The organism is Streptomyces sp. W16, assembly GCF_033194735.1.
Taxonomy (GTDB): Bacteria; Actinomycetota; Actinomycetes; order Streptomycetales; family Streptomycetaceae; genus Streptomyces.
In genome coordinates, this window is the sequence record NZ_JAWOAI010000333.1 from 1 (window position 1) to 11181 (window position 11181).

Annotated in this window: 12 protein-coding genes and 1 pseudogene; 5 read left to right on the forward strand and 8 right to left on the reverse strand. The window is 70.9% G+C overall.

The annotated features are described in order from the left end of the window. A pseudogene (locus R6V09_RS34120) lies at nt 1–360 on the reverse strand (CoA transferase); the annotation flags it as partial. Between the two features lie 70 nt (nt 361–430). Here R6V09_RS34120 and R6V09_RS34125 point away from each other — a divergent pair. Beyond that, nucleotides 431–1408, forward strand: coding sequence for an enoyl-CoA hydratase/isomerase family protein (locus R6V09_RS34125; protein WP_317885334.1), 978 nt, complete (start codon nt 431–433; stop codon nt 1406–1408). A 59-nt stretch (nt 1409–1467) separates the two neighbouring features. Here the strand turns inward: R6V09_RS34125 and R6V09_RS34130 are convergent, their stop codons facing one another. The 7 genes from R6V09_RS34130 to R6V09_RS34160 are packed head-to-tail and all read right to left on the reverse strand — an operon-like array spanning nt 1468 to nt 7687. After that, nucleotides 1468–2196, reverse strand: a complete 729-nt coding sequence (locus R6V09_RS34130; RefSeq protein WP_317885335.1) for an enoyl-CoA hydratase-related protein — start codon at nt 2194–2196, stop codon at nt 1468–1470. After that, entirely contained in the window at nt 2193–3488 is a 1296-nt protein-coding gene (locus R6V09_RS34135; RefSeq protein ID WP_317885336.1) for an amidohydrolase family protein, read from the reverse strand. Before R6V09_RS34135 ends, R6V09_RS34130 begins: the two co-directional genes overlap by 4 nt. Before the next feature lie 26 nt (nt 3489–3514). Then, entirely contained in the window at nt 3515–3832 is a 318-nt protein-coding gene (locus R6V09_RS34140; RefSeq protein ID WP_317885337.1) for a hypothetical protein, read from the reverse strand. Next, nucleotides 3798–4181 carry a hypothetical protein gene (locus R6V09_RS34145; RefSeq protein WP_317885338.1) on the reverse strand — a complete coding sequence of 128 codons (384 nt, stop codon included), beginning with the start codon at nt 4179–4181 and terminating at the stop codon, nt 3798–3800. Before R6V09_RS34145 ends, R6V09_RS34140 begins: the two co-directional genes overlap by 35 nt. Further along, nucleotides 4178–4885, reverse strand: coding sequence for an ABC transporter ATP-binding protein (locus tag R6V09_RS34150; protein ID WP_317885339.1), 708 nt, complete (start codon nt 4883–4885; stop codon nt 4178–4180). Before R6V09_RS34150 ends, R6V09_RS34145 begins: the two co-directional genes overlap by 4 nt. Then, nucleotides 4882–5592, reverse strand: a complete 711-nt coding sequence (locus R6V09_RS34155) for an ABC transporter ATP-binding protein (RefSeq protein WP_317885340.1) — start codon at nt 5590–5592, stop codon at nt 4882–4884. Before R6V09_RS34155 ends, R6V09_RS34150 begins: the two co-directional genes overlap by 4 nt. Next, complete coding sequence (locus tag R6V09_RS34160) at nt 5573–7687, reverse strand: branched-chain amino acid ABC transporter permease (protein ID WP_317885341.1); 2115 nt, start codon at nt 7685–7687, stop codon at nt 5573–5575. The genes R6V09_RS34155 and R6V09_RS34160 overlap by 20 nt, the downstream gene beginning before the upstream one ends. Nucleotides 7688–7897: 210 nt before the next feature. Here R6V09_RS34160 and R6V09_RS34165 point away from each other — a divergent pair, with 210 nt between their 5' ends. The 4 genes from R6V09_RS34165 (at nt 7898) to R6V09_RS34180 (ending at nt 11017) form a co-directional block, all read left to right on the forward strand. Further along, the gene (locus tag R6V09_RS34165) at nt 7898–8293 is read left to right on the forward strand and encodes a nuclear transport factor 2 family protein (protein WP_317885342.1); all 396 of its coding nucleotides are present in this window, start codon (nt 7898–7900) and stop codon (nt 8291–8293) included. Continuing rightward, nucleotides 8290–9405: an acyl-CoA dehydrogenase family protein gene (locus R6V09_RS34170; protein ID WP_317885343.1), complete on the forward strand. Its 1116-nt coding sequence runs from the start codon at nt 8290–8292 to the stop codon at nt 9403–9405. Before R6V09_RS34165 ends, R6V09_RS34170 begins: the two co-directional genes overlap by 4 nt. A gap of 2 nt (nt 9406–9407) precedes the next feature. Beyond that, entirely contained in the window at nt 9408–10025 is a 618-nt protein-coding gene (locus R6V09_RS34175; RefSeq protein ID WP_317885344.1) for an acyl-CoA dehydrogenase family protein, read from the forward strand. Between the two features lie 188 nt (nt 10026–10213). After that, nucleotides 10214–11017 carry an acyl-CoA thioesterase gene (locus R6V09_RS34180; RefSeq protein WP_317885345.1) on the forward strand — a complete coding sequence of 268 codons (804 nt, stop codon included), beginning with the start codon at nt 10214–10216 and terminating at the stop codon, nt 11015–11017. The last annotated feature ends 164 nt before the right edge of the window (nt 11018–11181 follow it).

Genomic DNA, 11181 nt, shown 5'->3' on the forward strand with positions numbered 1-11181 from the left:
GAGCAGCCGCGCGGCCTCGGCCGCTTCGGCGGCCGTGACCCGTCGTACGGCTGTCCGCAGGCCCCCGGGCTCGTCCGGCGAGCCGAGCAGTGCCAGCAGTGCGGGTACGGCGGCGAGGTCGTCGGGGCGGGCCAGGTTCACGGCGGTCCAGCCGTCGGTGGCTCGGAGGAGGTGGCAGGAGCCGTTGGCCGAGGTCCTTCCCGGGTGTTCCAGACCGGCCAGTCGGGCCCGGAGGAACAGTGCGCTCGGCAGATCCACCGGCACACCCGTCAGATCGGTGAACGAGCGGGCGACGTCTGCGAGGGGGGCGACGTACGGCTCGACAGTGTCCATCCAGGCGTGGAGAGCGTGATTCTCCATGAGCCGAACCCCCTTCTCTCCACAGGTGATCTCAAATTACACTCCGGTCCACGCCTGGAGGGAGATCACCGTGGAGTCACCCCTCGTGATCGTCGACCTCGACCGCGCTCCCGCACGGGAGCCGGACGCCCGGGATCGGGACCGTGTCGTGATCGGGGTGGCCGCAGCGCCCAGGAGCGCGGTCGAGGGGTACGACGTACTGCTCACCGGCGTCCCTGATCCGCCCAGCCCGTGGGTGTGGTGTGCGGATCCGCAGGCCACGGCCCGGGAGCTGGGGCACATCGTCGAGAGCCGGCCCGCCGCGGCCGTCGCGCTGGTGCAGGTACTGCGGATGGGCGGCGGGCTCTCGGTCCCGGACAGGCTGGTTCTCGAATCCCTGGCCTATTCGGCGCTGCAGGCCGGAACGGACTTCCGCGCCTGGCTGGCCGCCGCTCCCCCGCGTACGCCCCGCCCGGCCGGGACTCCCGTACGGCTCGGCCGCGACGGTTCCCGGCTGGCCATCACGCTGGACCGGCCCTGGGTCCGCAACGCCTTCGACGCGGCGACGCGCGACGCGCTGTGCGAGGCACTCCAAGTGGCCGTGGCCGACCCGTCGATCACCCGCGTCGACCTGTACGGCAACGGCCCCGCGTTCTGCAGCGGGGGCGACCTCGCCGAGTTCGGTACGTCCCGGGATCCGGCGCGGGCCCATCTGGTGCGGGTCCATCGCAGCCCGGCCGCACTGCTGCACCGGTGCGCTCCGCGCGTGACCGCGCATCTGCACGGGGCCTGTGTCGGTGCGGGGATCGAGCTCGCCGCCTTCGCGGGGCGGGTGGTCGCCGCGCCGGACACGGTGATCCGGTTGCCGGAGATCGGGATGGGGTTGATTCCGGGTGCGGGCGGCACGGCGAGCATCCCGGTCCGGGTGGGCCGGGAGCGGACGGCGTATCTCGCCCTGTCCGGGACGGAGTTGAGCGTCGGAGAGGCGGTGCGGTGGGGCCTCGTCGATGAAGTCGGCGAGACGGTCGGCCCGACTGCGGGCTCCGCTCAGGACACCGTCCGACACTGAGCATCGGAACCTTCACCCGGGGTCTCCAGGACCATGGCCCCGGAGACCCCGGAGTTCTGTCACTTCCCCGTCCACACCGGGCTACGGCGTTCGGCGAAGGCCCGTGCCCCCTCCGCCGCGTCGGCGCTTCTGAACACCGACTCGACCTCTGTCGGTTCGGCCCAACGGCGTTCCCGCATCAGCTTCTTCGTCATCGCGACACCGAGAGGGCCGTTCTCGGCGATGCGTCCGGCCAGGGTCAGCGCTGTCTCCCGCACCTTCTCGGCGGGTACGGCGCGGTTCACCAGGCCGAACTGCTTGGCGTCCGTGGCGGTGACGAGGTCGCCGGTCAGCCCCATCTCCAGGGCGACGGCCAGCGGCACCCGGTCGGCGAGGGTCGTACCTCCGCCGGCCGCGAACAGGCCCCGCTTGACCTCTGCGATGCCCAGTTTGGCGTCCTCGGCGGCGACCACCAGGTCGCAGGCCAGGGCGAGTTCGAAGCCGCCGGCGAGTGCCGATCCGTTGAGGGCGGCGATCACCGGTGTGCTGATGCCCTCGCGGAAGAACCACACCAGGCCGTCGAACCTGCCGCCGCCCTTCGCGAACGCCTTGAGGTCCATGCCGGAGCAGAAGACCGTTCCGGCACCGGTGAGGACGATCGCCCGGACTGCCGGGTCGGCGTCCGCCTCCCGCAGCACATCTGACAGGTCGTCAATCAGCCCCGGACTCAAGGCGTTTCGGGCCTCTGGACGGTTCAGGGTCGCCACGAGGACGGCCCCGACCCGTTCCGTCAGGACCAGGTCGCTCATCGGGCCGCCGCCACGGCCGCCCGGGCCTTGGAGCGGAACGCCTCCAACTTCTCGGCGGGCTCGATGAGTTGGTGACTGCGGGAGCGGGTGCTGACGTCGTGGCCCTCGGCCGCCTTGCGCAGCGCGCCCACCGTGGCCTGTTCGCGCGGGATGTGGGCGAAGGGGTCGAAGGAGTACCAGCGCATCGCGTTCTCGTAGGTGATCTTCCGGGCGTCCTCGTCCGGGACGTCGCACTCCGTGAACACATCGTGCAGCTGCTCGGGGGCGTCCGGCCACAACGAGTCGCTGTGCGGGTAGTCGCCCTCCCAGCAGATGTTGTCGATGCCTATGTCGTGGCGCAGCCGTACGCCCAGCTTGTCGGTGATGAAGCAGGTCAGGAAGTGCTCCCGGAACACCTCGGAGGGCAGCTTGCCGCCGAAGTCCTGGAGGGTCCAGGTGGAGTGCATCTCGAAGGTGCGGTCGAGGCGCTCCAGGAAGTACGGGATCCAGCCCGTTCCGCCTTCCGAGAGGGCGATTTTCAGGTTCGGGAACTGCTTGACCGGGGGCGACCAGAGCAGGTCGGCGGCGGCGGAGACGATGTTCATCGGCTGGAGCGTGATCATCACGTCGGGTGGCGAGTCGGCGGCCGGGACGGCGAGCCTGCCGGAGGAGCCGATGTGCACCGACATGACGGTGTCCGTGTCGGACAGCGCGCGCCACAGCGGGTTCCAGTACGGGTCGTGGAAGCTCGGGTAGCCGAGGACGGCGGGGTTCTCGGTGAAGGTGAGCGAGTGGACGCCCTTCTCGGCGACCCGGCGGACCTCCGCCGCGCACAACTCGGCGTCCCAGATGGCGGGGAGGGCCATCGGGATGAAGCGGCCCGGGTAGGCGGCGCACCACTCGTCGATGTGCCAGTCGTTGTAGGCCCGTACGAGCGCGAGGGAGAAGTCCACGTCCTTGGTGGCGAAGAGCCGGGCCGAGAAGCCGGGGAAGGACGGGAAGTTCATCTGGGCGAGGATGCCGCCCGCGTTCATGTCCTTGATGCGCTCGTGCACGTCGTAACAGCCGGGGCGGATCTCGTCGAGGCCCTGCGGTTCGACGCCGTACTCCTCCTTGGGCCGGCCGGCCACGGCGTTGAGCGCCGAGTTGGTGATGGTCGCGCCGCCGAACTGCCACACGTCGGTTCCGTCGTCCCGGTGCACCAGTTGGGGCGCTTCTTTCTTGTAGCGCTCGGGGAGGTGGTTCACGAACATGTCGGGGGGTTCGATGATGTGGTCGTCGACGCTGATGAGGATGAGATCGTCGCGGTCCATGACGGCTCCTTACGGGGGTGGGTCGGTCAGTCGGAGGCGGGCAGCGGCTTGGCCGCCTTCAGTGCCATGGGGGCGCCGTCGCAGGTGAGTTCGCCCGCGCCGGAGGCGGTGCAGAGCAGTTCGAGCGTCCCGGTGGTGTCGACGTACCGCTTGCCGATGAGGGTGGTGGTGCCGGCCGGTCCGGGCTTCGCCGGGGGCGCGCCGGCGGCAGGCACCAACGGGCTTCCGCCGCAGGCCAGTTGGGGCTGTACGTCCGCTGGTGCGCGGATGACGACCACGCGGGTGCCGCAGACGGTGCTGGCGAGTTGGTCACCGGGGCGCAGCGTCGGTACCGGTGGGGTCATGGCGGAGTTCCCTTTCGAGCAGGCGGTCGGCAAGGAGTTCCACGTCGTAGGACTGACGGGCCATCCAGTACCGCAGGAAGCCGGTGAGCGAGTACCGCAGGAACAGTGCGGAACCGACGACGCTCCCGGCGACCGCGGCCAGGCCGAGGGTGAGAGCGTCGTTCTGCACCAGCGGATCGCTGGTGTTGTGCGAGATGAAGTAGGCGCTCACACCGAGGACGACGCCGATCGTCATCAGGGCGGCACCCGCGCGCAGCCAGAGAACGGCCCTTCCGGCGGCCGGGTCCGGGATTTTCAGGACGGTGAGTTCGCGGACGAAGCGGTCCGCTCGCGTCTCGGTGGACGTCATGTGGAACTCCCCAGGTAGAGAGCGGACAGTTCGGCACGCAGGCCGCCGTCGGGGTGGCCCTGCCGTTCGACCCGGCCGCGTACGAGGACGGCGGCGTGGTCGCAGATGTCGAGGACGGCGGCGGCGAACTGCTCGACGACCAGCACGGCCACGCCCTGCCGGGCGATCTCGCCGACCTGCTCGTAGAGCCGGCCGACGACCAACGGGGCGAGCCCCATGGAGAGTTCGTCGAGCAGCAGGACGGCGGGGTCGGTGGCGAGGCCGCGGGCGAGGGCGAGCATCTGCTGTTCGCCGCCGGAGAGGGTGCCCGCGGCCTGTCCGGCACGCCGGGCGAGGACGGGGAAGCGGGCGAACGCGATCTCCTCGATCTCGTCGCGGCTGCGGCCGGTGAAGGTCATCATGAGGAGGTTGTCGCGGACCGACAGGTTCGGGAACACGCCTCGTCCCTCGGGGATGAGGCAGACTCCGGCGCGGGCCAGGTCGCGGGGGTCGGCGCCGGTCATGTCCCGTCCGCCAAGGACGAGTTGGCCCGATTCGGCAGGGTGGACTCCGGCGGCGACACGCAGGGTGGTCGTCTTTCCGGCGCCGTTCGGTCCGAGCAGCGCGACCACCTGTCCGGCGGCGACGTCGAGGTCGACGCCGTGCAGGACGGTGATGCGTTCGTGGGCGGCGCGGATGCCGCGCAGTTCGAGAAGTGCGCTCACGCGTCCCCCAGGTAGGCGGCGAGAACCGTTTCGTCGCTGCGGATCACCTCGGGCGGGCCGACGGCGATGATCTTGCCGAGGTCGAGGACGTACACCTCGTCGCAGACCGCCATCACGAGGCTCATGTCGTGCTCGACGAGGACGACGGCGGTTCCGTCGTCGGTGAGGGCGCGCAGGAGTTCCGCGAAGCGTTCGGTCTCCTCCGCGTCCTGTCCGGCGGCGGGTTCGTCGAGGAGAAGCACCTTCGGGCGGATCGCGAGGGCCCTGCCGACCTCGACCAGGCGGCCGACTCCGGTGGGGAGGGCGTCGGGTGAGATGTCGGCAAGGTCGGTGAGATCGAGGCGGTGCAGGATCTCGGTGACGATCCGGTCGGCCCGGCGGCGTTCGGGGCCGAGTTCAGCGGCGACGAGGAGGTTGTCGCGCACGCTGAGCCGGCCGAACAGTTCCAGGCGCTGGAAGGTGCGGGCGAGTCCGTGCCGGGCGCGGGCGGAGGGCCGGGCCCGGGTGACGTCTTTGCCGTCCAGCCGGACCTGTCCCGAGGAGGGTCTGCGCAGTCCGGAGGCGACGTCGAACAGGGTACTTTTTCCTGCCCCGTTGGGTCCGATGAGTCCGGTGACCCGGCCCGCCTCAGCGGTCAGGGCGACTCCGTCGAGAGCGCGGTTTCCGCCGAAGGAGACGGTCACTCCACTAACCTGCAGCGACGCCACGGGCCAGCACCTCCTCGTCCTCGGGGCGCCAGTCACGCCGTAGGCCCCACCACTCGACGGGGATCTCGGGCTCGCCCGGAGCGGCCTGCCGGGCGTCCGCCCAGGCGCGCAGTACGAAGGCGAGCAGGAGTGAACCGCCGTAGTACGTCCAGTCGTTGATCACGTCGGAGAAGCGCAGCGCCCAGGCCAGGGCGAGAACGCAGAGCAGGGCGGGCAGGGCGATGCGGTCGCGGGCGAGGGGCTCCCACTGGCGGCGGAAGCGGGAGACGATGCCGTCGGGGTTGTGGCCGAGTCCGACGCCGGCGAGCCCGGGGAGCAGGGCGACCAGGTTGGCGGTGCCGGGGGCGATGGCGATCAGGGCGTTCGTCGGGGCCACGTAGGCGGTGCCGGCGAAGAGGCCGTTGCCGACCGCGCCGAGTCCGCCGACCACGGCGACGAGGAAGATGGGCAGTCCCGCGATGAGGCTGAACTGGTCGGCGGTGACGGTGTGTTGCTGCATTCCGTACAGCGCTCCGCCGAGTCCGGCGATGCCCGAGGCGAGGGCGAACACGGCGACCTTGGCGACCAGCAGGTTGCCGCCGAGGGTGGCGTAGGCGGCCTCGCTGTCGCGCAGGGCGATCAGTCGCCGGCCGAAGCGGCTGCGACGAAGGGCCGCCACGCCGATCGAGGCGAGGGCGAGGCAGACGGCGGCGAACACCATCAACTCCCGCCCGCTGTCGAGCCGTAGACCGAAGAGGTGGGGACCGGAGACATCGACCGAGCCCTGGTCGAACAGGGCGATCCGCAGGCCGAAGACGTGGAACGCCGGGATGGTGAAGATCCACCGGTCGAGGATCACGGCGAACGCGGCTGTCCCCAGGGCGAGATACACGCCGGAGAGCCGTAGTGCGGGCAGCGCGACCAGTGCTCCGGCCGCCGCCGAGACGAGGATCGCGGCGCCGAGTGCCCACAGTTGGCCGTGGGCACCGAGGTGTCCCCAGACGACCGCGCCGATGCCGGCCATGCTCAGCTGGCACAGGGAGACCTGTCCGGCGTACCCGGCGAGAGGGACGTAGGAGAGTGCCACTACGCCCAGCGAGAAGATCGCTCCGTAGGTGATGAGGTCGGCCTCTCCGAGGAGGGAGGCCAGTACGGCGCCGAACGCGATGACCACCGCGGCGAACACGAGTGTGCCGCGCGCGGTCGGCACCGGCACGCGGGCGAGCCGTCGTTCGCGGCCTCGCAGGCGTCGGTGCGGGAAGACCAGCAGGGCGAGGAAGAGGAGGAGGGCGGGGGCGGCGAGCCGTAGTCCGGGGAGGTATTCGTTCTGCGGCAGGTAGCCGGTCAGATAGCTCTCCATGCAGCCGACGACGACGGCGCCGAGGAAGGTGAGCGGCAGGCTGCGCAGCCTGCCGAAGACGGCCGCGGTGTAGGCGCTGACGATCAGCAGGGAGAGCTGGGCGGCGTCGAGGGTGACGGTCGGGGCGATCAGGATGCCGCCGATCGCGGCGAGTTGGGTGCCGAGGATCCAGGAGACCCGGCCCGCCCGGACAGGGTCGGCGCCGGTGAGGCCGACGAGTGCCCGGTCGTCGACGGCGGCGCGCATCTCGGCTCCGGCGCGGGTGCGGTAGAGCAGGATGCGCAGGCCGATCGCGACCGTGACGGCCACCGCCATGGTGATCGCCTGGTGCCAGGTGATGACGGCCGGGCCGAGGTGGATGGGCTTGCGGGCGGCGAAGAACATCGGCAGGGGCCGTGCCACGTTCGGGTCCCAGATCCAGCGCGCTGCCGCGATGAGACCGCTGAGCAGCGCGACCGTCATGACGAGCCGTTCGGCTTCGCCGAGGGCCTGGACGGGCCGCAGCACGAACCGCTCCACGAGCAGTCCGAAGCCAGGGGCGAGCACGAGCAGCACCACGACCAGGGCCACGGGCACGGGCCAGCCCCAGCCGACGGTCAGCTGCCAGTACATGAACGCGGACAGCATGCCGGCCGCGCCGTGCGCGAAGTTGAACACGCCGGTGGTGGTGTAGGTGAGCACGAGCCCACTGCCGATGACGGCATAGATCGCGGCCGTGCTCAGGCCGACGATCCCGAAGGTGAGGAACTGGTCCATCGTGTCGGATCTCCCCTCTCCATCGCTGGAAACTAGCTTCTCATCTACGGAGAATCAACCATTCAGACAGAGACTGTTGACGTCGCCTCCCGCGTCGTGGAAATCTGCCACTCATCTGAGAGAATGCCATTCTCGCTCATGGTGAAGGGTGGAAAGTCCTTGTCCTCCTTGCCTGTTCCGGCTCCGCCTCCTGGTCCGACGGACGACCTGATGGAGATCCAGCAGCTCCTCGCCCGCTACGCGGTGTGCATCACCCGTGGCGACCTGGACGGGGTGCTGGGGGTCTTCACGCCCGACGGCACGTACAGCGCCTTCGGGGACACCTACGGCCTCGACGAGTTCCCGGCGCTCGTGGCCGCCGCCCCCAAGGGGCTGTTCCTCACGGGTACGCCGGCCGTCGACCTGTCGGGCGACACGGCGACCGGTACCCAGCCGCTGTGCTTCGTCGACCACGCCACGCACGACCTGCGGATCGGCTACTACAACGACACCTACGTCCGCATGGACGAGGGCTGGCGGCTGCGCACCCGCGCGATGACGTTCATCCGCCGCAGCGGAGCGCACGACTCGGGCCGCCCGCACGCCTATCAGCGTCCGGGGACATGAACGCCGCCTCGGCGCCCGGGAGCATGAACGTCGCCGACTTCCGCTCGGACCTGCGTGCCTGGTTGGACGAGCACGATCTGTCCCCCGGCCCGGACCACTCCCTTGACGCCCAGGTCGCTCAACTGGCCCGGGTCCGCCGGGCGTTGTTCGACGCGGACTGGATGCGGTACGGCTGGCCCGCCGAGGTGAGGGGGCTCGGCGGGCCGGCGGTGCTGAGGGCGGTGCTCGGCGAGGAGGTCGCCACCCGGGAGCTGGCCGAGCCGGGGATCTACTCGATGATCGAGGTCCTCGCCCCGACGATGATCTCGTACGCCCCTCCCGCGCTGGCCGCCGAAATGGTCCCGCGGCTGCTGAGCGGCCGTGAGCAGTGGTGCCAGGGCTTCTCCGAGCCGGGCTCCGGCAGCGACCTCGCCTCCCTCACCACGCGGGCCGTTCCGCGCGGCGACCACTGGGAGATCAGCGGCCAGAAGGTGTGGACGAGCCTGGCCCAATTCGCGGCCCGCTGCGTCCTGTTGACCCGGACCGCGCCGGGCCACGACGGGATCACCGCGTTCTTCGTCGACATGGACACCCCCGGCATCACCGTCCGGCCGCTGCGCACGATGCACGGCGTGGACGAGTTCGCCGAGGTGTTCTTCGACGACGTGATCGTCCCCGCCGAGCGGATGCTCGGCCGCCCCGGCGACGGCTGGCGCCTGGCGATGGACCTGCTCCCGCACGAGCGCTCCACCTGCTTCTGGCACCGGATCGCCCATCTCTACACACGACTTGACCGGCTGCTGGCCGAGACGAGCGTGCCGGACGACGCCGAACTCGGCGCCGCCTACCTGGCGTTGCACACCGTCCGCTGCCGCTCCCACGCCACGCAGCGACGCCTGGCCGCCGGTGAGCGCCTCGGCGCGGAGACATCGGTCGACAAGGTGCTGCTGGCCACCGCCGAGCAACGGCTCTTCGAGACCGTGCGCGATCTGCTGCCCGGCGTACTGGAGTTGACGGACACGCCATGGCGCTCGGAATACCTGTACGCGAAGGCGGCGACCATCTATGGCGGCACGGCCGAGATCCAGCGGAACATCATCGCGCGCCGACTGCTCGACCTGGGGAAGGAGTAGCCGTGGACGCCGCCGAACGGGACCTGCTCGCCGACACACTCCGCAAGACGATGACGGCCGCATCGGGGCAGGCGCTGGACGCCGCCCTGGCCGACCTCGGCTGGGCCGAACTGCTCGCCGAACAATCGGACATCGCCGTACCGCTCGCCTTCCGCCTGCTCGGCGAGACAGGCGCCCACGCGCCGCTCCTCAACGACGTCCTGCTCGTCGCTGCGGGCCGTCCGGTAGGCGGCACACTGCCACTGCCGTACACGGGCGGTACGTGGGTCGTCTGGGAGCGCGACAACAGCGCCGCCGGGACAACCCTGGACGCCGAACTTCCCCTGCGCTCCGTGCCCGCCGGACCTCCCGTACCGCTCGCCGCCGGCCGTGTCGCGCTCGGCTGGTGGCTGGTCGGGACCGGCCGCGCCATGGTCGCGCTGGCCCGCCAACACGCCGTGGACCGCAACCAGGTCGGCCGCCCGCTCGCCTCCTTCCAGGCCGTACGGCACCGGCTCGCCGAGACTCTCGTGGCGCTGGACGGCGCCGAGGCCACCCTCGTGGCCGCCACCGACGATCTCGGCGCGCTGCTGGCCAAGGCCGCGGCCGGGCAGGCGGCACTGACGGCGGCCCGGCACTGACAGCAGGTCCTGGGCGGGATCGGTTTCACCGCCGAGCACGATCTGCACCGGCATGTGCGGCGGGCCATGGTGCTGGACGGACTGCTGGGCAGCGCACGGGAGTTGGCGCGCGAGGCGGGGGCACTGCTGCGGGCCGGCGGGTCCGCGCCGCGGCTCGTCCACCTGTGATCGACCGAGGAGTGACATCAGTGACCGACCTGTGGAGCGACCTGCTCTCGTGCCTGGACCTCGACGCCCGGCCCGGTGCCGTGTTCGAGGGCCGCAACCAGCAACTCGGCTATCACCGCATCTTCGGCGGGCAGTTGCTCGCGCAGAGCGTCCGGGCCGCCCAACTGGCCTGCCCCGACAAGGCGGTCAAGAGCCTTCATGTGCAGTTCGCGCGGGCGGGACGGCCGCAGGAGCCGGTGCGGTACGAGGTGACGCGTCATCACGAGGGTGGCTCCTTCGCCACGTTGACGGTCGTAGCGCGTCAGACGCAGGGTGTCGCGGCTGTGGCGGCCGTGTCGCTGCACTCCCACGAGGAGGGGCCTGACCAGCAGATCGCGTTCCCGATGCCGTCGGTGCCGGGAGCCGAGCACGATGTGGACCTCTCGCTGCTTCCCTGGGACACCCGGGCCACCGTCGACGTGGACTCGCCCAAGTCGGAGCCGCCCGAGTACGACCTGTGGATGCGCACACCGGCGGTCGCGCCTGAACTCGCCCCGGCGTTGACGGCGTACGCGAGCGATCTGAGTTTGATCGGTACGGCGCTTCGGCCGCTGGAAGGGGTCACCCAGCACGATTCGGGAACTGCGTTCTCGTCCGCGGTCACCGCGCACACGGTGTGGTTCCATCGCCCTTTCACGACGGACGACTGGCTTCTCCTGCGCCAGCAGAGCCCGCTCCTCGCCCACGGCCGCTGCTACGGCCGCGGGGACGTACTCACCGCGCAGGGGTCCCTGGTCGCCTCGTTCGCGCAGGAGGCTCTGTTGCGGTTCCGTACGGTCGCGTAGCGGCCCCTTCCCGCCGCACGCTCAGCGCATCACGGTGCCGCCGTCGACGTTGTTGATGCCCGCCTTGGTCGCCGAGCAGGCGGGGCGCGCGGCCTCGCCGGTGACGACCCTGGCGCCCTCGTCCGCCGGCCGCCGGGCCGAGGCGGCCCCCAGACCGGTGGCCG